The organism is Pelosinus baikalensis (assembly GCF_020819555.1).
Taxonomy (GTDB): Bacteria; Bacillota; Negativicutes; order DSM-13327; family DSM-13327; genus Pelosinus; species Pelosinus baikalensis.
Window position 1 is genome coordinate 1 of sequence record NZ_JAJHJB010000045.1, and the last position, 23,330, is coordinate 23,330.

The following is a 23,330-nucleotide window of genomic DNA, read 5'->3' on the forward strand; positions in this document are numbered from 1 at the left end:
AGTAGTTAAGCCCATACGCCGAAAGTACTTGGATGGAAACGTCCTGGGAGGATAGGTAGTTGCTGGTTAATTAAAAAGCACTCATTTATGTGAGTGCTTTTTTATTATAATTGAATCGCAATGGACAATTCAAAATAAGTTATAAATAATACATTTTAAGCCCCTTAGCATGTTGCTGTTATTTTGTGGATAAGCTAGAAGTGTAAAAGAGAGTTATAGGAGATTATAAACAATTGGGGATAATTCTGTGCATTTATTAGAAAAGCACAGAAAAAACTTTAATTCCTAATGACGTATCTGTACATGGATTAATATTTAATTTACAGACAGGAAAAGTTAAAGTTATGGTGAATGGTTATAAAGTATAAGTAGAAAGACCACCTCATAAATGAAGTGGTCTTTCTATTATAGTGAAAAATATATTTAATCGAATTTTTTGTATGCTTGTGCTTTCGCACCACAAATTGGACAGGAATCCGGTGCGCTGCCTTCATGAATGTGACCACAAACGGTGCAGAGGTAGTAAGGGAAGGATTCTTTATTCTCTAAAGTATCAAGAGCCTTCTTGTACAAAACAGCATGTACTTTTTCAGCTTCGTTTGCTAATGTAAAGGAACGTAATGCTGCTGCTGTATTTTCTTCTTCTTTGGCTTCTTTAATGAATTGAGGATACATTTCGCTAAATTCATAGGTTTCACCAGCAATAGCAGCTTGTAAATTATCAGCAGTTGTTTTGATTTTACCTAGTGCTTTTAGATGAGCATGAGCATGAATGATTTCTGCTTCAGCAGTCGCACGGAATAATTTGGCTGCTTGCGGGAAACCATCAGCCTCTGCTTTTTTAGCAAAAGCTAAGTATTTTATATTTGCTTGAGATTCACCAGCGAAGCCATCACTTAAGTTTTTTTCTGTTTTCATTTGTATAAACCTCCATAAAAATATTATTGATTATCTATTAATTATTATTATCCATTATAAGCAATTTGTCAAGTAAAAATTGCCATCTTTATTAATAATATGCTATATATTACTTAAATAGATTATAATCATACATAAAGAGGGTGAAAATTTGAATTATGAAAAAAGAGCCGTAATTCAACACCAAAAAGGATTACACACACGGGTGGCAGCAATGGTAGTGCAAAAATCCCATGCACTGAGTACGACCTATCAAACTACTCTATTTTTTAGATATAAAGAGCAAGAAAATATAGCATCAAATAGTTTGATATTACTTTGTTCTTTAAAAATAAAAGCTGGAGATGAAGTCTGGGTTGTAGGACATGGGAAGCATGCTGCTTATGTGGTTAACCAGATGGTGAAATTTTTAGAGAGTGACTTTCAATTCGATAATGCTCAGATTATTAGTGAAGTGGATAAATTGCTCCAGGATAATGCTTTTACGGCTGAGCAAATTTTTAATAGTATGGCTAATGGGCTAATGGTAAGTGACGAGCATGATGTAGTCACAATATTCAATCCAGCAGCAGAGGAGATATTAGGTATTCCTGCTAATGCTGTCGTTGGGAAAAAAGTGTATGATGTAATTCCAAATTCCAGGCTGCATTTTGTGAATAAAACAGGAATTCCTGAGCTGGCTTATCGGCAGGTTATTGGTTCCTCAAGTACAATTACTAACCGTACTCCTATTATTATTGATGGACAAATTAAGGGAGCAGTGGCTATTTTTGAAGATATTTCCGCATTAGAGAAAATTACAGGAGAATTGCAAGAGGTTAAAGAGTTAAAAGGGCAACTTCAGTTAATTTTGGAATCTGTACAAGATGGAATTTGTGTAGTGAATAAAGAAGGCTGTATTACCTATGTAAATCCAGCCTATTTGCGCATTCTTAATCAACAGTATGCACAGCTGGTAGGGCAGAATATACAGGAGATTTCTCCTAATGGAGCACGATGTAATGTACTCTCATCTGGGAAACAAGTATTGGGAACTATCAGCAAGAAGAAAAATGGAGTGGCAGTAGTTGCTAATGTGAACCCAATTATTGTAGATGGTGAAGTAACAGGAGTGGTATCCGTGGTAAAGGATATTACAGAGGTACAGGGGCTGATGGAAAATTTGAATCATATTTCAGCAAAGGCTGAATATTTAGAGCAAGAGTTATGGCGTACTAAGAAGCCGAATCGAGCTTTTGAGCACTTTATTGGGCGCAGTGGTAAAGTTTTTGATGTATTAGCAATGGCAGCAAAAGCTGCGGAAGGTTCTTCTAACGTGTTAATTCGTGGTGAAAGCGGTACTGGTAAGGAATTAGTGGCAGAAGGGATTCATTATGCCAGCAGACAGGGAGCAGGGCCTTTTATTCGAGTAAATTGTGGTGCGATTCCTACTAACTTATTGGAAAGTGAGCTCTTCGGTCATGAAAAGGGAGCATTCACAGGTGCCATTCGTAGAAAGTTAGGAAAATTTGAATTAGCTGATCATGGTACCATTTTTTTAGATGAAATAGGTGAGATGGAAAAAAGTATGCAAGTCAAATTGCTGCGTGTATTACAAAAAAAAGAATTCGAGAGGGTTGGCGGTGAGAGTACAATTAAAGTGAATGTACGAATTATTGCTGCTACTAATCAGGATTTAGAGAAGATGGTTTTAAATGGAGAGTTTCGAGAAGACTTATACTATCGTTTAAACGTAATCCCCTTGTTATTGCCGCCTTTAAGAGAACGCAAAGAGGATATTCCGATATTGGTAGAACATTTTCTAAATAAAGTCAGCCTTGAATTAACAAGGAAAGCAAAAGGTATAAAAAATGATGCCCTGGATATACTGTTGCAGTATAAGTGGCCGGGAAATGTTCGTGAGCTGGAAAACATGATTGAAAGGCTTGTAACCTTAACAGAAGGTGATTTTATTGGCATTGAACATTTGCCTACATACCTTAAGGAAAAATTAATAACGAAAAATAAAGAAGGAAGCAGTATAGTAAATAGTGAAATTATTTTACCTTGGGAAGAATATGAAAAGAGGATTATCAAGTTAGCGCTAGGTACTTACAATAGTTATAACCGAGCTGGCAAAGCCTTAGGGTTAACACATAAAACAATAGCAGCCAAGGCTAAGAAATATGGCATAGAAAAAACAGTAAGCTGGTAAAAAAGAGTGCTTATGGTAGAAAGTATCAACAAAGAAGGTAAAGTTGATATTTTTTACCAAATTGATTTTCTTTACGTTACTCAGTAAGTTATGACAGATGAATTCTTCTATATTAATATTGAGGTTTAAAGCCTTTTGGTGATTGTTATATGCTTTTTATTATGGTCTTTTTCGCTTGGCATGATTATTGCGTGTACTTTACTATGTAAAGCAATGATATGTATGTTTCTTATGGCATATTATGCTGAAAATCATCGGAAGCCTGCCACGAATGGAATATAAATAACGAAGGAGAGAAAAGACATGAAAAAAGTTATTAATGTACCAGAACAGGTAGTAGAGGAAATGTTGCAAGGTATGGTGCTGGCACATTCTCAATATGTAAAAAGGGTGGATGGTTTTGAAGTACTAGTAAGAGCTATGAAACCAGGGGCTGGCAAAGTGGCTTTGGTAAGCGGCGGTGGCAGCGGGCATGAGCCTTCTCATGCTGGTTTTGTTGGCCGTGGGATGCTTGATGGCGCTGTTGCAGGGGCTGTATTTACTTCACCAACGCCAGATCAGGTATACGAAGCTGTAAAAGCAGTTGATAATGGTAAAGGTGTACTGTTGATCATAAAAAATTATAGCGGTGACGTTATGAATTTTGAAATGGCCATTGAGATGGCAAATGCTGATGGTATTACGGTGGATAAAGTCATTGTAAATGATGATGTAGCTGTAGAGAACAGTACTTGGACCATCGGCAGGAGAGGTATTGCAGGCACTGTATTGGTACATAAAATTGCCGGTGCAAAAGCAGAAGCGGGAGCTGAATTAGAAGAAGTAAAGCGAATTGCGGATAAAGTCATTCATAATGTGAGATCAATGGGAATGGCGCTTGATTCTTGCACAGTACCAGCTGCTGGTAAACCTAGCTTTGTATTAGAAGAAAATGAAATAGAAATTGGTATGGGAATTCATGGTGAGCCAGGTACGCATCGGGAAGTTTTGCGTACAGCAGATGAAATTACAGATCATCTGGTGGATAAGATTCTAGCAGATATGCCTTTGGCTGTAGGACAAGAAGTTGCAGTACTGATTAATGGACTGGGAGCTACACCGTTGATGGAGCTTTACATCGTAAATCGAAAAGTAGCAGCGCTCTTAAAAGAGAAAGGTTTACATATTGCTAAAACATATGTCGGGAATTATATGACATCACTAGAAATGGCGGGTTTTTCCATTAGTATTTTGAAACTTGATAGTGAGCTAAAAGAGTTATTATTAGCTCCTGCAGATACACCAGCTTTGGTACAGTTTTAAAAGGAGGATTTGGTTTTATGAGTGGAGAGTTATATGAAGTGATATCTGCTGTGGGTGAAACGATCATTGGTAACAGACAAATGTTAACGGATTTAGATGCTGCGATTGGTGATGGAGATCATGGTATCAATATGGCACGAGGTTTTGAGGCAGTAAAGGCAAAGCTGCAGACACTAGAAACAGAAAGTGATATAGGAAAAGTCCTTAAAACAGTAGGGATGACCTTGATATCGAGTGTAGGCGGAGCCGCAGGACCATTGTATGGCACCGCTTTCTTGCGGGCTGCTGCTCCTAGTCAGGGGAAAACGGAACTTGATGTAGAGACGATTGGCTTGATGTTAGAGGCGGCTATTGCTGGTATTAAGGAAAGAGGGAAAGCGACAACAGGAGAAAAAACCATGCTTGATGCTTTAGTACCTGCTTATGAAGCATTTCAGGATGGTGCTAAGACAGGAAAATCGGTGATCGAATGTTTGGAATTAGCGTGCGAGGCTGCGCAGCAGGGTGTGGAATTTACCAAAACGATCATTGCTACCAAAGGGAGAGCAAGTTATCTCGGAGAGAGAAGTCGTGGGCATCAAGATCCTGGTGCAACATCTTCGTATATTATGTTAAAGGCATTATTAGAACATCTTCGTCGTCAATAAACAGGAGGTCTCAAGGACATGGTTGGAGTTGTTATTGTTTCACATAGCCAAAAGGTCGCAGAAGGGATACGAGAAATGGCATTGCAAATGTCAGCCCCTGAACAAAAAATAATTGCGGCTGGGGGAATGGCAGATGGTGGCATTGGGACAGATGCATTTCAAGTGAGTGAGGCCATTATCTCAGCTAATACAGGTGATGGTGTCGCAGTTATGGTAGATTTAGGCAGTGCAGTATTGAGTACAGAAACTGCTTTTGAATTTTTAGATGAAGAATTGCGTGCTAAAGTTCAAATTGCTGATGCTCCTATTTTAGAGGGAGCGATTAGCGCTGTTGTAGAAGCATCATTAGGAAGTGCTTTAGCTGCTGTTATAGCAACGGCAGAAGGTGCACGGGCATTAAAGAAATGCTAAGTTGAGATAACTTAAGTTGTTTAAAAATGAACCACAAAGACGCAAAGGACACAAAGGGGGTTATTTATATTTTTCGTGTATTCCTTTGTGTGCCGCAGTAGCGGCATTGTGCCTTTGTGGTTCAAATATTTTTTAGGTGAGGGATAATTATGACTGAAATTCAAATAATAATTACGAACGCTAGTGGTTTGCATGCAAGGCCAGCAGCTCAGTTTGTGCAGAAGGCAGCCACCTTTAAAAGCAAAGTCAAAATTGCAGCTAATAATAAAGTTGCAGATGGAAAGAGTATTTTGGCAGTTATGAGCATGGGTTTGAAACAAAATACTCAGATTACAATTACTACTGAAGGCGAAGATGAAAAAGAATGTAGTAAGGCTCTTGAAGATATGATTAAGAGCAACTTTGGAGAAGAGTAATAGTGAGTAATATGCCGCAATAAATAAAAAACCGCTAGCGCATTCATAAAATGAGTAGTCTAGCGGTTTTTCTCACGTCTTGTCCATTATTTGGAGCGGGATAAGAACTTAAACACTTTAGCTCCTGTATCCCGTACACGACGTATGGGAGTGCTGCTAACCCTAATTTTGGGTTTCATATCACTGATTGAACCAAAGTCCCCACGTTTAATATTAGTAATTTTAATCTTTTCTGGTTTTAAAAATTTCTTTAATACTTTAGAGGCGTTATCAGGTTGACTTGCATCACTATAGTTGAATAAATCTATGGCAGCATAACCTTTATCAGGAAATGTATGTATGCTCATATGACCTTCTGCTAGTAATGCCAGCGCTGCCAGACCTGTTAAGCCTTGCGGTTGAAATTGGTATTCAGTGAATTCAAGTAGTGTCATATTCGATTCAGCAATTGCTGCCAGCATTGCTTGTTTAAGAATTTCCATAGTAGTAAGACTTTCAAAACTGCATCCGTACATATCAATGGTGAGGTGCCTGCTTATAATTCCCATAATCATATTCGATTGCTCCTTTTCATTTAACTAATGATTTAGGCGTATGCACTTTTAGTAATCATTTAAAATATATATTTTGGTTTAAAATATTCTATAATTACGCCTTTTATATTATGTATTGTAGCTTTTCATTATAAATTGAATACATAAAATTGTAAAGAATATTTTGATAAGAAAAGACAGAAAATACTGGATATTGGTTTTAATAAAATTAACAGAAGTTTTTTGCAGGAGAATCTATTTTCAATAGTGAATTTTCTCAAAAGACAATACATTAGTAAAAGGGGTGGATAATGATGAGTACAAAATTAACAACAATGCTAAATATAAAGTATCCAATTATACAAGGCGGTATGGCATGGGTATCTGACGGAAAGCTAGCAGCAGCCGTGTCAGAAGCTGGTGGAGCTGGTATTATTGCTGCAGGGGGACGTAACGCCCAGTGGGTTGGTGAACAAATACGTTTAGCTAAAACCTTAACTAAGAAACCTTTCGGCGTAAATGTGCAGCTTATGGCCGTGGATAAGGAAGAAATAATGAATGTAGTCTGCCAGGAAAAGGTAGCTTTTGTTACTCTTGGTGCAGGGAATCCAATTCCGTTCTTTTCTCAACTTGATCAAGCAGGCATTAAAAAAATTCCAGTAGTACCAAATGTAAAACTAGCAAAACGAGTACAGGAAAAAGGTGCAGATGCGATTGTGATTGAGGGAATGGAAGCAGGAGGCCATATTGGTGTATTAACGACGATGGCCTTAATGACACAAGTGATTCCAGAGATTGATATTCCTGTGATTGCAGCTGGCGGCTTTGCTGATGGACGAGGTTTAGTTGCAGCGCTTTCTATGGGAGCGTCAGGCATTCAAATGGGCACAAGGTTCTTAGTAGCAGAAGAATGTGCCGTTCATGCCAATGTGAAACAAAAATTAATTTCCGCTAGTGACACTGACAGTGTTGTGACAGGGTTACTTTCTGGGCATGCTGTTCGCGGGGTAAAAAATAAGTTTACAGAACGTTTCTTAGAGTTAGAGCGTCAACATGTGCCGGAAGCGGAACTTGCGGCTTTGGCAACGGGTACCAATCGTCTGGCTGCGATTGACGGAGATGTAGAAAATGGTATGGTACAAGCTGGGCAGAGTTTGCTGCCATTGACGAAGATCGAACCGGCTAAGGTTATTATCGAGCATATCATTGAAGAAGCTCGGTTAGTTGTGTCAGCATTAGCAAAAACCCCTAATGTATTATAATATAGAAATTTAAGTTGGGGAGACCTAGGAGGAGAAAAAGCAGTATGATGAATAATATTGAAATCGCAAAGGGAGTATATTCTGTAGGTGCAGTTGACTGGACCATGCGGGATTTTCATGGATATGGTACACCAAGGGGTATTACCTATAATGCCTACTTAATTGTAGATGAAAAAATATGTTTAATTGATACGGTAAAAGCACCTTTTGCTTCAGAATTATTAGAGCGTATCAGTCAGATTGTTGATCTAGCAAAAATAGATTATATTGTTTGCAATCACACAGAGCCTGACCATGCCAGTGCTTTACCGATTATTATGGAAAAGACGCCTCAGGCTAAGGTGGTATTAACAAGCCAAGGGAAAGATTCTATTGTCAAGCACTATAATAAAGAGTATGATTTCCAAGTTGTAAAAGAAGGAGATTCTTTAGATCTTGGTGCAAAACAGCTGAAATTTATTACCATGCCAATGCTGCATTGGCCAGATTCTATGGCAACCTATTTAACTGGTGAAGAAATTTTGTTTTCGAATGATGCTTTTGGTCAGCATATTTCTACTACCAAACGGTTTGATGATGAGAATGAGATTCATGATGTTATGCAAGAAGCTGCTAAATATTATGCAAATATCTTAATGCCTTATAGCCGCTTAGTTGGTACGGCGTTAACGAAGGCCGAAACGGTGCACATAAAATTGATTGCTCCGAGTCATGGTGTGATTTGGCGTTCTCACATTGGAGACATCCTAAAAAAATATGAACAATGGGGCAGCGGATATCATGATGATACCGTAGTCGTCATATACGATACGATGTGGGGAGCTACAGAAGATATGGCTCGCCGTATCTTAGAGGGTGTTGCTGCATCAGGAGCGAAAGGAAAGCTGCACCGCTTAAAAACTTCAGCAATGAGCGATATTATTAATGATGTACTTGAAGCAGGTGGGGTCATTCTTGGGTCCTCTACTCAGCATAATACGGTGCTGGCGACTATGGGGGGATTCTTAACCTATATAGAGGGACTAAAACCTGTGAATAAAATAGGTGCTGCTTTTAGTGCTCATGGCTGGGCAGGAGGAGCACTAAAGGCAATGGAAGAGTCCTTAAAACGGGCGGGTATAGCTGTTGAAAATCCAGGATTAGCAGTAAAATGGCTGGCAAGCAAAGAAGAACAGGATGCATGCTTCAAATTTGGATTGGAATTTGCAAAGAAAATACAAGCAAATAAAAAATAAGAATTAATATTCTAGAGTAAAAAAGAGGGCGAGATATCGCTCTCTTTTTGTAGTATCGTGTCATACACTAGAATTATAAAGGAAAGGTTTTATTTTTTAGAAGTCGCATCAGTGTTTTTCTTTCATGGATGGCATAGATCAGTCTTTTTTAGCGCAATACTATAAAGAAGAAAGATAAGGTATGATTTACTTGGAGTTGTAGGGAGCATTATTATTATTTAAAAAAAACTATGAATTATAATCAAAAAAATAGTTGCAAAAAGTCAAAAAGTCAAATAGAATAGAGTAAAGGTCAAATAATGATTGAAGCAGGCAGGTGAGACCATGGGCAATTTAGCAGATGATATTGAAAAACTGATTCTACATAAACTAGCGAATCAGTGTGAGGATATTATTGTATTAAAACGTAATGAAATGGCCGAAGAGATTGAGTGCGCCCCGTCTCAGATTAGTTATGTATTAAGTACTCGCTTTACGATAGAAAGAGGTTTTATTGTAGAGTCAAGGCGTGGTTCAGGTGGATTTGTACGCATTGAACGTATTCCTGTCCATACTTTGATTTATGAAGATGCTGCAGAACAAGTTGCTGAGGATACGATGTTCTCTGAAGCTGTAAATATTGTTAAGAGTCTTACGGCTCAGGGAATGTTAACGGGACGAGAGGCCGCTTTGATGCTGCACTTCTTTGACATCATTTATGAGCATATAGCGCCTCAAGAACGATCAGCAATGTTACGTTCTTTGCTATTAAAATTATCGGAGTTAACATGAGGAGGATTGCATGATGTTGTGTGATGAATGTAAGAGCCGTACAGCTTGTATGCATATAATCAAAATCGTTAATAATCAAAAGACAGAAAAAAACCTGTGTGCAGAATGTGCAAAAGCCGCAGGTGAAATTAGTTTATCCTTTGACACTCAGTCCTATGTTCACGATTTTTTGAAAGGTATTTTTAATCATGGACTCTTTGTTGATCCTCAGATGCTAAGAGGGCAGGAAAGCTGCTCTGAGTGTGGTATGACATATACCGATTTTAACCGCAAAGGAAAAGTTGGCTGCAGTGCTTGTTATACTGTTTTTGGTGGGCAGTTTGAGCCTTTATTAAAGCGAATTCATGGCTCTAGCTCTCATACGGGAAAAATACCTAAGCGTAACGGCGGCACACTTAAAATCAGGCAGCAAATTAAGAAGATACGTCAGCAGCTGGAGCAATATGTTATAAATGAAGAGTATGAGAAAGCCGTATTACTGCGGGATGAAATTAAAAATTTAGAAAAAGAAATAGGGTTAAGCGGCAAGGAGGAATAGCAAATGTCAATGAAAAATTTGCTTGATCAACCGTTTGTGCATTGGATGAGTAGCGGTGCGCAAGATGGTGATATTGTACTTGCCAGTCGCATTCGTTTGGCACGTAATCTGGAAGGTATACCCTTTCCTCAAAGGGCCAACGGAGAGCAACTGTCTCAAGTGGTGTCTCAGTTAAAGAGTTCTTTATGTGATTTAAATAGTAACGAGCAATCGGATTACATGTTTATTGATTTAGAGAAGCTGCCATTGTTGGAAAGATTAGTATTAGTTGAAAAGCATATTATTAGCCCTGATCATGCCCGGGAAGCAAGCAATCGGGCAATTCTTGTAAAGCAGGACACAACGGTAAGCATTATGGTTAATGAAGAGGATCATTTGCGTATTCAATGCTTAATGCCTGGGCTCAATTTAGTGAAGGCCTTTACAAGCGCCAATCAGGTAGATGATATTATTGAAAATAAACATGCTCTTGCTTTTAATGAAGAACTAGGGTATTTAACTTCTTGTCCTACTAATTTAGGTACAGGTCTTAGGGCTTCTGTTATGGTACATTTACCCGCTCTGGTTCTAACTGGGCAAATCAATCGCATTGTAAATGCTGTAATTCAGCTTGGTTTAACCGTAAGAGGACTATATGGCGAAGGTACAGAGGCTGTTGGCAATATTTTTCAGATTTCCAATCAATTGACCTTAGGTTTTACAGAGCAAGAGATCATTGATAATTTATACAGTGTAGTAAAGCAGGTAGTCGATCATGAACGTACAGCGCGAGGCGGGTTGTATGCTGATACTACGGATATGCTGGTAGATCGCGTATGGCGCGCTTATGGTACCTTAAAGTATGCTCGTAGTATCTCAGGTCAGGAAGCTCTAGCTTTATTGAGTGATGTACGAATGGGATATGAGTTAGGAATTATCAATGAAGGTTCAAATTGTAATTTCAATGAACTTATGGTAATTACAAGGCCAAATTTTTTGCAGAAAATGAGTGATTGCCCTGAATTAAGTGGTAATGAACGTAAGAAATTAAGAGCGCAGATTATTCGAGAAAAATTAACAAATGACTAGGAGGGGAATTTAAATGTTAGGACGATTTACTGAAAGAGCGCAAAAAGCACTGCATTTTGCCCATCAAGAAGCTATAGGCTTAGGACATGACTATATAGGTACAGAACATTTATTATTAGGTCTATTGCATGAAAGTGAGGGGATAGCAGCTAAAGGGCTGCTGTCCGTAAATATTAGCATTGAGACAGTCCGGATGGAGGTGGAAAAATTAGTTGGTCGTGGCGAAGCTGCTAATGCTCAAATTTCCTATACTCCTCGTGCGAAAAGGTGCATTGAATTGGCAATTAATGTCGCTGCTGATTTAGGGCATAACTATGTTGGTACAGAGCATTTATTATTAGGTCTTCTTCAGGAAGGAGAAGGCGTGGCGGCTCAGTTATTAGATGGGCTTGATGTAGATGTACAAGTATTAAGTCAGAAAGTATCAGAATTATTAAGTGGCTTTTCTGCATCCGGGCAAGGCGCTCAGCAGCAGCAATTGGGAGGAAAGCAAGCGAATTCCAATACGCCTACGTTAGAAGAATTTGGTCGTGATCTGAATAAATTAGCTCGCGAAGGCAAGATCGATCCTGTGATTGGTCGGGGAACTGAGATTGAACGTGTTTTGCAAATCCTCAGCCGCCGTACAAAGAATAATCCTGTACTCATTGGTGAACCTGGTGTGGGCAAGACTGCGATTGCGGAAGGGCTAGCGCAGCGTATTGTGCAGAATAATGTTCCTGATATACTTGGAGTAAAGCGAATTATCTCTTTGAATATGGCATCGTTAGTAGCTGGATCGAAATACCGTGGGGATTTTGAAGAACGCTTGAAAAAGGTTTTAGAAGAAGTTCGTCAGGATGGTAATGTCATTTTGTTCATTGACGAGCTACATACTCTAATTGGAGCAGGTGCTGCGGAAGGAGCGATTGATGCTGCAAATATTTTAAAACCTGCTTTAGCTCGGGGTGAGATACAAGTGATTGGTGCCACGACACTCAATGAATATAAAAAATACATTGAAAAAGATGCTGCTCTTGAACGGCGTTTTCAGCCGATTACGGTAAGTGAGCCATCTGTAGAGGATGCTATTACTATTTTGCAAGGGGTTCGGGATAAATACGAAGCCTTTCATCGAATTAGTATTACGGATGAAGCAATTGAAGCGGCAGTTACCTTGTCTCACCGCTACATATCCGATCGATTTTTACCAGATAAGGCAATTGATCTGATGGATGAGGCAGCAGCCCGTGTCCGTCTTAAAACGTTTTCTTCACCTTCCAATGTGAAAGAGTTAGAAAAGGCATTAAAACAATTGCAGACGGAAAAAGAAGCTGCTATCGCAGCACAAGAGTATGAGCAAGCCGCTCATCTTAGAGATGAAGAAAAAAGGTTGAAAAATGAACTGGAAAGTAAGCAAAAAGAGTGGAAACAGCAGGGGAATGAACAGCTTGTGGTTACGGGTGAAGAGATTGCTCATATAGTAGCTGTTTGGACGGGCATTCCTGTTGAAAAGTTAGCCCAAGAAGAAGCGGTACGGCTGCTGAATTTGGAAGAGGAACTGCATAAAAGAGTGATTGGACAGAATGAGGCAGTTAAGTCGGTAGCTAGGGCAGTACGCCGGGCTAGAGCTGGTCTTAAAGATCCGAAACGGCCCATTGGTTCCTTTATCTTTTTAGGACCAACAGGTGTTGGTAAGACAGAGTTAGCGAAGGCATTGGCTGCTACTTTGTTTAATGATGAAAGTTCTATGATTCGATTAGATATGTCAGAGTACATGGAGAAACATACCGTTTCTCGTTTGATTGGTGCTCCTCCTGGTTATGTTGGATATGATGAGGGCGGACAGTTAACAGATGCAGTTAGACGTAAACCCTATGCAGTTATTTTATTAGATGAAATTGAAAAAGCCCATTATGATGTATTTAATATTTTACTGCAGGTTTTAGAAGACGGCAGATTAACTGACAGTCAGGGTCGTAAGGTAGATTTTAAGAATACGGTCATTATTATGACTTCTAACGTAGGGGCAAAGCATTTGCGTAGAGATAATACTATGCTAGGATTCTTAGCGGATGATAAAATGAATAATGAAGCCGAGAATGCCAAGAATAGAGTGATGGAGGAAGTAAAACGTACTTTCCGTCCTGAATTTATCAATCGAGTTGATGAAATGATTGTATTTGGTAGTCTGACTGATACAGAACTTACCAGCATTGTGGATATTATGTTAAAGGATGTAGGTAAGCGTCTAGAGGACAATACGCTTTACTTAGAATGCAGCGACAAGGCCAAGGCGGAATTGGTAAAAGAGGGGCGGGACTATGCATATGGTGCAAGACCTTTAAGAAGAGCCATTCAAAAATTAGTCGAAGATGAAATCGCCGAATTAATGCTTCGTCATCAAGTAATCAAAGGTGACACGGTTTTAATTGATGTTGATGCAGATGGAAAAGTAAAATTGATGAAAAAATAACAAATCTTGTAAGTTATTGCAGGAAAATAAAAGAAATAGCACGAAGAGCATTTTATAATAGCAACGATATAGTGCATGTTATAAAATGCTCTTAGTTATGTGGTATTGTAGATATTCGGAAGGGGTAAGCATAATTTGTCTAAAGCTAAAATTCATTTTGTTTGTCAAGAGTGCGGTGCAGATTCACCGAAATGGTTAGGACGTTGTCCAGGTTGCGAGTCGTGGAATAGTATGGTGGAGGAAACACTTAGCAGGCAAGATGGGAAAAAACGTCATAGTACCAGCAATGGCGCTAAACCGCGTCCAATTACGGAAGTGGACAATTTTGCTGTGCCTAGACTCACAACGGGGGTAGGAGAATTTGATCGTGTATTAGGCGGGGGGATTGTTCCTGGAGCTCTTATACTGATTGGTGGTGATCCTGGTATTGGAAAATCTACAATGCTGCTGCAAGTGGCTTGTAGTGTAAGTCAGACCTATGGCAGTGTCTTATATGTCTCTGGTGAAGAGTCGGCAGCTCAAACAAAAATGCGAGCTGAGCGTCTGAATAAATTAAGTGATAAGTTATTGATCATGACAGAGACGAATTTAGATGAAATTGCACTTTCTGCCAATCAGCTAAAACCTGCCTTAATGATTATTGACTCGATTCAAACGATGTATAGTCCAGAAATTCCTTCAGCTCCAGGAAGCGTGGGACAAGTACGAGAATCTACAGGAAAGTTATTGCGCTTAGCAAAAGAAACTGGTATTCCGATTGCTATTATTGGTCATGTAACAAAGGAGGGGAATATTGCCGGTCCCCGTATTCTAGAACATATGGTAGATGTTGTATTGTATTTTGAGGGTGAGAAAACCTATGCTTTCCGTGTACTTCGTGCCATCAAAAATCGATTTGGCTCAACCCATGAGAGCGGAATTTTTTCCATGGAGGAAGATGGACTTATGGAAGTTAAAAATCCTTCAGGGCTGCTGTTATCCGAGAGGCCAGAAAGCGCTCCAGGATCTGTAGTACTAGCCTGTATGGAAGGTGTTAGACCCTTGTTGATCGAGATCCAAGCTTTGGTCAGCACTACTTGCTTTGGTATGCCTAGGCGTATGGCGGTTGGCTTTGATTATAATCGATTGATTCTCTTAATGGCAGTGCTAGAAAAGAGAGTAGGTTTGATGCTAGGAAATCAGGATGCTTATGTGAACGCCGTAGGTGGTATTAAAGTAACGGAACCCGCTGCGGATTTAGCAGTGATTCTTGCGGTAGCATCCAGCTTTCGCAACATATCGTTGGATGCCCATACGGTGGTTATGGGAGAGGTTGGCCTAACAGGTGAAGTACGTATGGTGTCAAGAGTAGATGTACGCATCAGTGAAGCCGCTACCATGGGATTTAAAAGATTTGTGATCCCAGCGGGTAATTTAACAGGACTCAAAATACGTCAGCAAGGATTAAAAATAGTTGGGGTTAGTAATGTAATTGAAGCAATGGAGGCGGTATTTCTATGACGAAAAAGCGGCAAGATAAATTATGGGATGCAAAATTTGTAAAAACGATTAAAAAATTAGTTCCTGGCACGCCGCTGCGAGAAGGTTTGGAGAATATTTTAAGGGCCAAGATGGGGGTCTTGGTATTAGTAGGTAATAATCAGCCTTTATTGGATGTAGTAGATGGTGGATTTTCACTAAATTGTGAGTATACTCCTGCAGGTTTTTATGAATTGGGGAAAATGGATGGGGCGTTGATTTTATCTTCTGATCTTAAGCATATTATATATGCCAACGCCCAATTGGTGCCAGATTCGAGGATTCCTACGACAGAAACAGGTACAAGGCACCGTACTGCGGAAAGAGTTGCTAAACAAACCGGAGGTTTGGTGATTGCTATTTCACAAAGACGGAATTTAATTACCATGTATCTAGGTGATTTACGGTATACCTTAAAAGATATTACAGTAAGTTTAAGCCGTGCCAATCAAGCGTTGCAGACATTGGAGAAATATTGCAAAGTATTAGTGCGGAGTTTGACCAATTTAAGTGCCTTAGAGTTTGAAGATTTTGTAACATTATTAGATGTGGCGGAAATTATTATTCGCGTGGAGCAGGTGAGTCGTATTGCAATGGAGATCGAGCGCCATGTCATTGAATTAGGCAGTGAAGGTCGCCTGGTAAGTATGCAATTAGAAGAGTTGATGGCAGAGCAGGATGATATGGAGCTATTGCTTAAAGATTATTGTTTTAATGGATGCCAAGTACAAGAGGTACGAGAACAATTGGCTGTATTACCGGAGGAAAATTTAGAGCCTTATACCATTTGCCGCATTTTAGGTTATGGAGCTACGCCGAATATTTTAGATGTTCCAGTGGTGCCTCATGGGTTTCGAGTACTAAGGCGAATTCCTCGTTTGCCAATGTCCATTGTGGAAAACGTAGTAACTCACTTTAAAACATTGCCTTGTATTTATAATGCTACGATTGTTGAACTAGATGATGTAGAAGGAATTGGCGAAGTTAGAGCAAAAACAATAAAAGATGGTTTAAAACGAGTGCGAGAACAAGCATTGTTGGATCGTAATATGTAAAAACTAAGAATCCACATAGTAACGATATTATCTATTTTTTCTTATACTTATCTAATTTTATATCTTTTACAAACCGAGCATAGGCTCGGTTTTCTTCGATTTTTACTACTTGATACAGTTTATTTTCTTCCGTTAAGATTTCATCCCCAACGCTTACCACTAAAGGTACATACATTAAACTATGCCCATCTGCTTCATCTAAAATGAAATAATAATCATAGACTTTCTGAGGCGCAGGTTCCGGTTTTTGCTGAATCGAAAAGATGTTCAACGGTAATAGATGTAAAAAACTAAAGATAATCAGAGCCGAAAATATTACAATTCCGGCTAACACCGTAAATCGATGTTTTTGTATCATGATGACAACTCCTCGATGATGTATAGTTAGGGTGTGTCTTCAAACTATCAAAACGTTCACTGACGGCGCATTTTGCACCATACTTCGTTAAAAATTTTTGAAATAAGGACCATTATTCCTACAAATTTTTTCCTTGTTTGGCACAAAATTCACTCGTCATTGATCATTCCCCTAGTTTGAAGACACCCCCTAATCTTTTCTTTTTTTGCGTGGTCCAAGAAAGTTAGTAAATTCATATTTATAGAATTTATGTAGTTTATTTTTTGCTTCTTGCCAATTGCCGGTACTAAGATAGAGATACGCAATAATGCCAAGCAGCACAGCTCCGATAATGGATAGAATATTGCTAACCGTGATACCTGCATCTTGTATATTTGCGACATTCCCGGCAGAAGTCTCTGTAATCGTATTTCCACCATTGCCTGTATCATTTGAGGAAGTAGTACCAGGTATCGTCGTATCTGCTGCTTTTGGTGTGGGAGAAGCAGGAAGTGGCTTTGGAGTAATAATGGAAGGAAGGATATCAGCAAATAAAGCAGCGCTGTGTTCTGCAGCTTCTCGCGTATTATATTGGGTTCCCATTTCTAGCAACATAGAACGAGGATTTAAATCTTGATTATAATTACCGCGGGCCATAAAGATACCTCGTATTAATCCCTTGTACGTTTTATCCGCATTTGCTTTTATTCTTTTTGCATATTGGAGAGTAGTGGCTTGATTTTGATTTTGCCGACCCACAACTAATAAAATTTTAGCGGCATCTTGTCCATTAATGGTTGTCTTATAAAATGCAAGAGGTCCACTGTCACGATGGAGATCAAAAAGGGCGGCAGGCTGGCGTTCGAGCAGTTTCATAAAGGTACGTCTAGAGCGTTGATAAGCATTGGCATCATGAGGTTCATGCAGTGTTTTATTGTGAAGGGGCTGATACCCTAGTTCTTTGAGACGGCTGCTAAAACGATCACCGACTTTCATAATACTACCTTCGCCAGGAGTCGTTGAGTTACCATCTGTGGGAATATAAGATTCATCGGTATGAGTATGATAAATGGCAATGATTGGCTGGTTGCTGTCAGCTGCTCCTTGCACGGTAATAAGCTCCGTTTCTAAAGAAAGAGTGGGTTCGGATTCTATATAACGAGCTTTTGCTAATGAACCCTCTATTGTGGTAATTTCATACAACTTATTATCCTCACTAATGTATCGATCACCCACATGAAGGACCAATCCTGACTGCAAAATAATTTGATCATTCTCATCGACAATTGTATTATATCCTGATTCCAGCTCATCAATAGCAGGAGAAAAAGCTGCCCGCGTACAAGGAGAAAAAGTCGAAAAAAGCAGAAATAGAAAAACTAATGCTTGAAAAAAATGCATGATACCACCTCATTATCTGTAATAAATAACCTCATCATAGTTGTATCATGTCCTCATGGTAAGTCCTTTATGTAATAAAAAAGACACGACTATAATAGTCGTGTTCACTGTAAAATTAAAGGTTTTATCTTCGAAGGAAGTGTTTGTAATTTACGATTAGGATAGATGAAAAAATCCTAAAGTAGTAACGGTGTTGCATTCCCTGCGCATCACTTCATTGAGACTAATTCCTGATAAATTGCAAAGTGCAGCTAGATAAAATAAACTATGACCGAGTTCTTTAGTAAGTACTTCTTTACATTGTTCGCAAGGTTCACCTGATAAATGGGAAGACATAAATTGCTTTAAGTCACTATATTCAATATCAGCAGGTGCTTGTTGGCGGGTGGCATTTACGGCGACACAGCCGCATTCGGTAACTGTTTTGGCAAAAGCACGATTTACTCGGGCACTTGCTTCTTGGTATTTTGTCATAATATCAAGAATACTGCGATGACGGATTAAATAGTCATCTACAGCGGTTTGAAAATCAGAGCATTTCTCATCCATTAATAAACACCTCACTTTGATGTTAATTATATAAACTTAACTCTATGATTGTCAATATTTGTACAGGCATGAATTTGAATTTTAGGAGATTTGATTCTGTGATCATTACATAATAAATATTTTCAAAATATTCTTTACAGGCAAAAGTAAGCATATAATCAGAGGTATTGGGATATAAACCTCAATAAATCGATTATGAGGTCAAAATTTTATTTGACAATAATTAATATGCTATGCTAAAATATACAATTTTGACAATGTCTTTTATTTGTGATATACTACCTACTATAGGAGTTGATGCTATGTTAGCTATAGGGGACAAAGTAGTGTATCCCATGCATGGTGCCGGTGTCATTGAAGCAATTGAAAAGCATGAAGTGTTTGGGCAACTGCAAGATTATTATATTCTCACTATGCCTTACGGTGGCATGAGAGTGATGATTCCTATGAAGAATGTAGAAAATATTGGACTTAGAGAAGTAATTGACGAAGTCGGAATTAGCAAAGTGGTGGATATATTAAGGGCTACTTCGGTACAAGAAACGGCTAGTTGGAATAAAAGATTTAATTTAAATTTAACAAAGATAAAAACTGGCAGCATCTATGAAGTGGCTGAAGTAGTACGGAATCTTATTCTTCAGGACAATGCAAAAAAGCTTTCGGCAGGTGAACGAAGGTTGCTAGAAACTGCTAGGAAAATTATGGTAAGTGAGTTGGTATTAGCTTGTGGTAAGGATTTAGGCAGTATAGAAGAATGGATAGATGAGTTAATGAAAGAAAATACGCCAGGCAACTGACGTATTTTTTTGTTAATGTTAGGGTATAATAGATAATGTTTCCAGAAGGTCTTAGTTGTGATACTAGACTTGTGGGAATGGAGAAAGTCTTATATAATAAATAAATAGTAAGGGAGGTGTAAGTTTGTTGGACAAAATTTTGCGATTTGTCATTACGTTATTAGCAGCTGTTTCAGGTTTGATGACAGCAAAATGGCTAGGCACCAGTTCCTTTTTATCATCTATGTTGAGTGGCGAATTTTTAAAAGTAGGATTTATTAGCAGTGATGATACAATCGTTACCATCTTGGTAGCTGTTTTTGGTGGAGTAGTAGGTGGGATTATTGGTTATGTATTGGCACCCTTTTTTATTAAATATTTATGGCAGTTTACCTATTGGGTAGAAGCCAGGCTTAATAAAATGCCAGTATCTGATGTTATTGCCGGTTCTATAGGACTGGCTGTTGGTTTGATCATTTCGAATTTAATTGGTTCTGCATTTATGCATATTCCGCTTATTGGTAGCTATGTTCCTGGAATTATTAGTATTATCTTGGGATATCTGGGAGTGAATATTGCTATTCATAAACGAGAAGAAATGATTGGGTTAATGGCAGTTTTTCCTTGGAAGACAAAAGAGCGGCAGAAAGAAAAGATTATTACGAAGCCAAGCTATAAAATCCTAGATACCAGTGTTATTATTGATGGTCGAATTGCTGATATTTGTAAAAGTGGTTTTGTTGAAGGTGTTCTTGTGGTTCCCATGTTTGTGTTAGAAGAATTACAGCATATATCTGATTCCTCTGATTCGTTAAAACGGAATCGCGGGCGCCGAGGTTTAGATATCCTAAATCGTATGCAGAAAGAGCTAGGGTTGCATGTAGAAATCAGTGAACAAGATTTTGAAGATACTGCGGAAGTGGACGCAAAACTTGTTAAGTTAGCTCAATTGATGAAAGGTAAGCTGGTTACTAACGATTATAATTTAAATAAGGTTGCTGAACTGCAAGGTGTAACTGTTTTGAATATTAATGAATTATCCAATTCGGTTAAGCCGGTAGTATTGCCAGGAGAAGAAATGGTTGTACATGTTGTAAAAGATGGTAAAGAACTTGGGCAAGGAGTTGGCTATCTTGATGATGGCACAATGATTGTCGTTGATAGTGGTAAGAAACATATGGGGGATACCATTGGAGTATTAGTAACATCTGTATTGCAAACAGCTGCTGGACGAATGATTTTTGCAAAGCCTAAAGGCATTGAAAAAGGCGCTTAAAGCAATCATGTATAATAACGGGAAATGTCTTCGAGATCTGTTGATGAACAGTCTCGAAGACATTTTTTTGTAAAGCAAGGTTTTCTGACTTTCTTATGATATAAATATTTATGAACCACAAAGGCACAATGCCGCTGACGCGCACACAAAGGAGTGCGCAAAAATATAAATAAAATCCTTTGTGTCCTTCGCGTCTTTGTGGTTCATTTTATATTCTTTAAGAATTACGCAGTATTTTTCTTATTGCTAGGCTAATGGAAGTATTATGACTTGGCAAGATGGAGAATTTCTAATAGAATAAGGAGAAGTAATTTATTGCTTTAAAAGAGGTTATTTGGCAACAATAATCGAACAATAAGATATAATAAGTGATGATGTATTTATGGGAAAGGCAGGATAATATAGTGGTTACAGTGATTATACCAGCTGCAGGGCAGGGAAAAAGGATGATGAGGGGAGGCAATAAAGTATTTTTGCCGCTCGTTGATATGCCTGTATTATTACATAGTGTGCTAACTTTTTCAGCCTGTTCTGAGGTGGATAATTTAGTAGTCGTCGTTGCCCCTGATGAAGTGGATCAAGTGCAAACGATGCTATGTAATTTGACAGGGATTAAGCCTTGGAAAGTCGTGGCAGGTGGTAGAGAACGGCAACATTCTATTGCAAATGCTATCAAGGTAGTTCCTAACACGACAAAAACAATTCTAGTGCATGATGGTGCCAGACCTCTTATAACAGAAGAATGTATTACTAACGTCATTCAAGCTTCTGTTGTTCATAAGGCGGCTGTAGTTGCTGTAGCTGTAAAAAATACAATTAAAACGGTAGATGAAGATGGCTGGGTTACGGGTACGCTAGAGCGTCGCAAGTTGTGGTCAGTACAAACACCACAAGGGTTTGATGCTCGTTTATTACGTAAAGCATATGAGCAAGCTGAGCAGGATAACTTTGTTGGTACAGATGATGCTTCTCTTGTTGAGAGACTGGGCGTAAGGGTTAAGATTGTATGCGGCTGTTACGATAATCTAAAGGTTACAACTCCCGAGGATTTAACAATAGCTGAGGCATTGCTAAAGGAACGAAGGAGTATTCTGGATAGTAAAGGTTGTGACAACAACGAAATGATGCGCGTTGGTATGGGATATGATGTCCACAAATTGGTGGAGAACCGCAAGTTAATACTCGGTGGTGTAGAGGTACCTTACGAATTAGGATTAGATGGACATTCTGATGCAGATGTATTGTTACATGCGATAAAAGATGCTCTTTTAGGAGCGGCAGCATTAGGTGACATTGGCAGGCATTTCCCGGATACAGATATGCAATATAAGGGAGTATCTAGTCTCTTCTTGCTAAAGAGGGTGGGAGAAATTATTGCTGAACATGGTTATCTTGTGCATAATTTGGATGCGACCATTGTGGCCCAAAGACCTAAAGTGGCAATGTATATTCCAGAAATGAATTGTAATATTGCTGCTGCTCTTGGGCTTAAGATTGGGCAAATCAATGTAAAAGCCACTACAACAGAAGGATTAGGGTTTGCAGGTAAGGGAGAAGGCATTGCGGCCTATGCTGTAGCATCGATCCTGCAAGTATAATAAACATAAAACTGCCAGCCTGATAAAAGGGCTGGCAGTTTTAGTTTATAGGCAAAAACGAAGAGATTCTATGAACCACAAAGGCACAATGCCGCTGATGCGGCACATAAAGGAGTACACATAAAGGAGTACACAAAAAATATAATAAAACCCTTTGTGTCCTTTGCGTCTTTGTGGTTCGATTCGTTTTATATTTCTTAGGACGGAGTTAAAGGTTTTCTTCTACTTACGTATTGTCATTTAGCCGGGCATCATGGAGTTAAACATGGTAGAACCTGCTCGGCCTAGGTAAATACCGCAAATAGTAGATAAAATGCTCAGTACAATAATGATTAGCATGCTGTTTGTAGTAAAGCCATTAGCGAGATATAAAAATAGGACCGCAATGGATAAGACCTGGAGGACTGCACCGACAATTGCCTTGCGGACTAGGAGTGGTGTTTTTAATTTTTTAAAGCGAATTTTTCCATCGATTAAGCCTGTAATAAAGCCTAGTAGTACAGAGAAGGGGAAAGCGATGATGGAAAGTTTAGCAGCGATAAGGAATTCGCCCCGCAGTGGATCTTCTACCCAGAAGGAAAGACTTAGCATGAAAAGGATGACGGCAATAAAGACTTGAGGAAAATGCACACTGATCGGATGAAGATGCTGATCAATAATAAATGTGCGGCGAGGAGAAATCTTCTTCGTATACGGTTCAAAGACTGTCTTTGGTAAGCCACAAGCTGGACATAGGTCTTCAACGTGGTTTTCGTCCATAATGAATCCGCAGGCTTTACATCTGACATAAGTTTTCATGTTATTACCTCCTATTAATGCTCTTAAAATGCTAAAGTTTACCTGTTATAAATAATTCACGATTCATTTATATTTTCCTGTATTTTTACAAAATCAAAGTAGAAATAAGGGGTAATTGTATAAAATTTGTGAATTGATACATATTATAAATAATCTGGATTTTATGTAGCATTGTGATAGTAGTCTCTCGAAAAGTCTCATTATAGTACGGCAAAGGATGAGCATAGCTAACGCTTCAACCTGTTACTTAACCTACGCTTATAGTTTTGTGC

At 38.8% G+C, this 23,330-nt stretch carries 22 protein-coding genes and 1 pseudogene; 17 read left to right on the plus strand and 6 right to left on the minus strand.

The window, feature by feature from the left end; translation table 11 throughout:
- Positions 1-423: 423 nt before the first annotated feature.
- Entirely contained in the window at positions 424-918 is a 495-nt protein-coding gene (locus LMF89_RS21550; protein WP_229536891.1) for a rubrerythrin family protein, read from the minus strand.
- 151 nt (positions 919-1,069) lie between these two features.
- Here LMF89_RS21550 and LMF89_RS21555 point away from each other — a divergent pair, with 151 nt between their 5' ends.
- The 5 genes from LMF89_RS21555 to LMF89_RS21575 all read left to right on the plus strand — a co-directional run bounded on the left by LMF89_RS21555 (position 1,070) and on the right by LMF89_RS21575 (position 5,888).
- A complete protein-coding gene (locus LMF89_RS21555) occupies positions 1,070-3,112 on the plus strand; it encodes a sigma 54-interacting transcriptional regulator (protein ID WP_229536892.1) in 2,043 nt (680 codons plus the stop codon).
- A gap of 303 nt (positions 3,113-3,415) precedes the next feature.
- Entirely contained in the window at positions 3,416-4,414 is a 999-nt protein-coding gene (dhaK, locus tag LMF89_RS21560; protein ID WP_229536893.1) for a dihydroxyacetone kinase subunit DhaK, read from the plus strand.
- Positions 4,415-4,431: 17 nt separating this feature from the next.
- Positions 4,432-5,061: a dihydroxyacetone kinase subunit DhaL gene (dhaL, locus tag LMF89_RS21565; protein ID WP_229536894.1), complete on the plus strand. Its 630-nt coding sequence runs from the start codon at positions 4,432-4,434 to the stop codon at positions 5,059-5,061.
- 18 nt (positions 5,062-5,079) lie between these two features.
- Positions 5,080-5,472, plus strand: a complete 393-nt coding sequence (gene dhaM / locus LMF89_RS21570) for a dihydroxyacetone kinase phosphoryl donor subunit DhaM (protein WP_229536895.1) — start codon at positions 5,080-5,082, stop codon at positions 5,470-5,472.
- A 149-nt stretch (positions 5,473-5,621) separates the two neighbouring features.
- Positions 5,622-5,888: an HPr family phosphocarrier protein gene (locus LMF89_RS21575; RefSeq protein ID WP_229536896.1), complete on the plus strand. Its 267-nt coding sequence runs from the start codon at positions 5,622-5,624 to the stop codon at positions 5,886-5,888.
- 86 nt (positions 5,889-5,974) lie between these two features.
- Here LMF89_RS21575 and speD read toward each other — a convergent pair whose 3' ends face one another.
- The gene (gene speD, locus LMF89_RS21580) at positions 5,975-6,442 is read right to left on the minus strand and encodes an adenosylmethionine decarboxylase (RefSeq protein ID WP_229536897.1); all 468 of its coding nucleotides are present in this window, start codon (positions 6,440-6,442) and stop codon (positions 5,975-5,977) included.
- 293 nt (positions 6,443-6,735) lie between these two features.
- Here speD and LMF89_RS21585 point away from each other — a divergent pair, with 293 nt between their 5' ends.
- The 8 genes from LMF89_RS21585 (at position 6,736) to disA (ending at position 16,323) form a co-directional block, all read left to right on the plus strand.
- Positions 6,736-7,683 carry a nitronate monooxygenase gene (locus tag LMF89_RS21585; protein WP_007957382.1) on the plus strand — a complete coding sequence of 316 codons (948 nt, stop codon included), beginning with the start codon at positions 6,736-6,738 and terminating at the stop codon, positions 7,681-7,683.
- Positions 7,684-7,727: 44 nt separating this feature from the next.
- A complete protein-coding gene (locus tag LMF89_RS21590) occupies positions 7,728-8,918 on the plus strand; it encodes an FprA family A-type flavoprotein (protein WP_229536898.1) in 1,191 nt (396 codons plus the stop codon).
- 324 nt (positions 8,919-9,242) lie between these two features.
- Positions 9,243-9,689: a CtsR family transcriptional regulator gene (locus tag LMF89_RS21595; RefSeq protein WP_007957380.1), complete on the plus strand. Its 447-nt coding sequence runs from the start codon at positions 9,243-9,245 to the stop codon at positions 9,687-9,689.
- Positions 9,690-9,702: 13 nt separating this feature from the next.
- Complete coding sequence (locus LMF89_RS21600; RefSeq protein WP_007957379.1) at positions 9,703-10,227, plus strand: UvrB/UvrC motif-containing protein; 525 nt, start codon at positions 9,703-9,705, stop codon at positions 10,225-10,227.
- 3 nt (positions 10,228-10,230) lie between these two features.
- Positions 10,231-11,295 (plus strand): protein arginine kinase, encoded by a 1,065-nt coding sequence (locus tag LMF89_RS21605; protein ID WP_229536900.1) that lies wholly within the window; start codon positions 10,231-10,233, stop codon positions 11,293-11,295.
- 13 nt (positions 11,296-11,308) lie between these two features.
- A complete protein-coding gene (locus LMF89_RS21610) occupies positions 11,309-13,750 on the plus strand; it encodes an ATP-dependent Clp protease ATP-binding subunit (RefSeq protein WP_229536901.1) in 2,442 nt (813 codons plus the stop codon).
- A 135-nt stretch (positions 13,751-13,885) separates the two neighbouring features.
- Positions 13,886-15,250 carry a DNA repair protein RadA gene (radA, locus tag LMF89_RS21615; RefSeq protein ID WP_007957374.1) on the plus strand — a complete coding sequence of 455 codons (1,365 nt, stop codon included), beginning with the start codon at positions 13,886-13,888 and terminating at the stop codon, positions 15,248-15,250.
- Entirely contained in the window at positions 15,247-16,323 is a 1,077-nt protein-coding gene (gene disA, locus LMF89_RS21620; protein WP_229536902.1) for a DNA integrity scanning diadenylate cyclase DisA, read from the plus strand. The genes radA and disA overlap by 4 nt, the downstream gene beginning before the upstream one ends.
- Positions 16,324-16,354: 31 nt before the next feature.
- On the opposite strand, the gene LMF89_RS21625 is transcribed toward disA, so the two are convergent.
- The 3 genes from LMF89_RS21625 to LMF89_RS21635 all read right to left on the minus strand — a co-directional run bounded on the left by LMF89_RS21625 (position 16,355) and on the right by LMF89_RS21635 (position 18,610).
- Positions 16,355-16,681: a hypothetical protein gene (locus LMF89_RS21625; RefSeq protein ID WP_007957363.1), complete on the minus strand. Its 327-nt coding sequence runs from the start codon at positions 16,679-16,681 to the stop codon at positions 16,355-16,357.
- 189 nt (positions 16,682-16,870) lie between these two features.
- Entirely contained in the window at positions 16,871-18,061 is a 1,191-nt protein-coding gene (spoIIP, locus tag LMF89_RS21630; protein ID WP_229536903.1) for a stage II sporulation protein P, read from the minus strand.
- Positions 18,062-18,217: 156 nt separating this feature from the next.
- The gene (locus tag LMF89_RS21635) at positions 18,218-18,610 is read right to left on the minus strand and encodes a nucleoside triphosphate pyrophosphohydrolase family protein (RefSeq protein ID WP_007937864.1); all 393 of its coding nucleotides are present in this window, start codon (positions 18,608-18,610) and stop codon (positions 18,218-18,220) included.
- 302 nt (positions 18,611-18,912) lie between these two features.
- On the opposite strand from LMF89_RS21635, the gene LMF89_RS21640 reads away from it, so the two are divergent.
- The 4 genes and pseudogenes from LMF89_RS21640 to ispF all read left to right on the plus strand — a co-directional run bounded on the left by LMF89_RS21640 (position 18,913) and on the right by ispF (position 22,260).
- Positions 18,913-19,407: a CarD family transcriptional regulator gene (locus LMF89_RS21640; protein ID WP_007957352.1), complete on the plus strand. Its 495-nt coding sequence runs from the start codon at positions 18,913-18,915 to the stop codon at positions 19,405-19,407.
- 127 nt (positions 19,408-19,534) lie between these two features.
- Positions 19,535-20,662: a PIN/TRAM domain-containing protein gene (locus tag LMF89_RS21645; RefSeq protein WP_229536912.1), complete on the plus strand. Its 1,128-nt coding sequence runs from the start codon at positions 19,535-19,537 to the stop codon at positions 20,660-20,662.
- A gap of 374 nt (positions 20,663-21,036) precedes the next feature.
- Positions 21,037-21,726 (plus strand): annotated as a pseudogene (ispD, locus tag LMF89_RS26475) (2-C-methyl-D-erythritol 4-phosphate cytidylyltransferase); the annotation flags it as partial.
- A gap of 57 nt (positions 21,727-21,783) precedes the next feature.
- Positions 21,784-22,260, plus strand: coding sequence for a 2-C-methyl-D-erythritol 2,4-cyclodiphosphate synthase (ispF, locus tag LMF89_RS26480; protein ID WP_229536913.1), 477 nt, complete (start codon positions 21,784-21,786; stop codon positions 22,258-22,260).
- Between the two features lie 240 nt (positions 22,261-22,500).
- Here ispF and LMF89_RS21660 read toward each other — a convergent pair whose 3' ends face one another.
- Complete coding sequence (locus tag LMF89_RS21660; RefSeq protein WP_229536904.1) at positions 22,501-23,058, minus strand: rubredoxin-like domain-containing protein; 558 nt, start codon at positions 23,056-23,058, stop codon at positions 22,501-22,503.
- Positions 23,059-23,330: the final 272 nt, after the last annotated feature.

Coding starts and splice junctions, on each gene's coding strand:
- LMF89_RS21550 (WP_229536891.1), bottom strand. CDS start 918: ATGAAAACAGAAAAAAACTTAAGTGATGGCTTCGCTGGTGAATCTCAA.
- dhaK (WP_229536893.1), top strand. CDS start 3,416: ATGAAAAAAGTTATTAATGTACCAGAACAGGTAGTAGAGGAAATGTTG.
- dhaL (WP_229536894.1), top strand. CDS start 4,432: ATGAGTGGAGAGTTATATGAAGTGATATCTGCTGTGGGTGAAACGATC.
- dhaM (WP_229536895.1), top strand. CDS start 5,080: ATGGTTGGAGTTGTTATTGTTTCACATAGCCAAAAGGTCGCAGAAGGG.
- LMF89_RS21575 (WP_229536896.1), top strand. CDS start 5,622: ATGACTGAAATTCAAATAATAATTACGAACGCTAGTGGTTTGCATGCA.
- speD (WP_229536897.1), bottom strand. CDS start 6,442: ATGATTATGGGAATTATAAGCAGGCACCTCACCATTGATATGTACGGA.
- LMF89_RS21585 (WP_007957382.1), top strand. CDS start 6,736: ATGAGTACAAAATTAACAACAATGCTAAATATAAAGTATCCAATTATA.
- LMF89_RS21590 (WP_229536898.1), top strand. CDS start 7,728: ATGATGAATAATATTGAAATCGCAAAGGGAGTATATTCTGTAGGTGCA.
- LMF89_RS21595 (WP_007957380.1), top strand. CDS start 9,243: ATGGGCAATTTAGCAGATGATATTGAAAAACTGATTCTACATAAACTA.
- LMF89_RS21600 (WP_007957379.1), top strand. CDS start 9,703: ATGTTGTGTGATGAATGTAAGAGCCGTACAGCTTGTATGCATATAATC.
- LMF89_RS21605 (WP_229536900.1), top strand. CDS start 10,231: ATGTCAATGAAAAATTTGCTTGATCAACCGTTTGTGCATTGGATGAGT.
- LMF89_RS21610 (WP_229536901.1), top strand. CDS start 11,309: ATGTTAGGACGATTTACTGAAAGAGCGCAAAAAGCACTGCATTTTGCC.
- disA (WP_229536902.1), top strand. CDS start 15,247: ATGACGAAAAAGCGGCAAGATAAATTATGGGATGCAAAATTTGTAAAA.
- LMF89_RS21625 (WP_007957363.1), bottom strand. CDS start 16,681: ATGATACAAAAACATCGATTTACGGTGTTAGCCGGAATTGTAATATTT.
- spoIIP (WP_229536903.1), bottom strand. CDS start 18,061: ATGCATTTTTTTCAAGCATTAGTTTTTCTATTTCTGCTTTTTTCGACT.
- LMF89_RS21635 (WP_007937864.1), bottom strand. CDS start 18,610: ATGGATGAGAAATGCTCTGATTTTCAAACCGCTGTAGATGACTATTTA.
- LMF89_RS21640 (WP_007957352.1), top strand. CDS start 18,913: ATGTTAGCTATAGGGGACAAAGTAGTGTATCCCATGCATGGTGCCGGT.
- ispF (WP_229536913.1), top strand. CDS start 21,784: ATGATGCGCGTTGGTATGGGATATGATGTCCACAAATTGGTGGAGAAC.
- LMF89_RS21660 (WP_229536904.1), bottom strand. CDS start 23,058: ATGAAAACTTATGTCAGATGTAAAGCCTGCGGATTCATTATGGACGAA.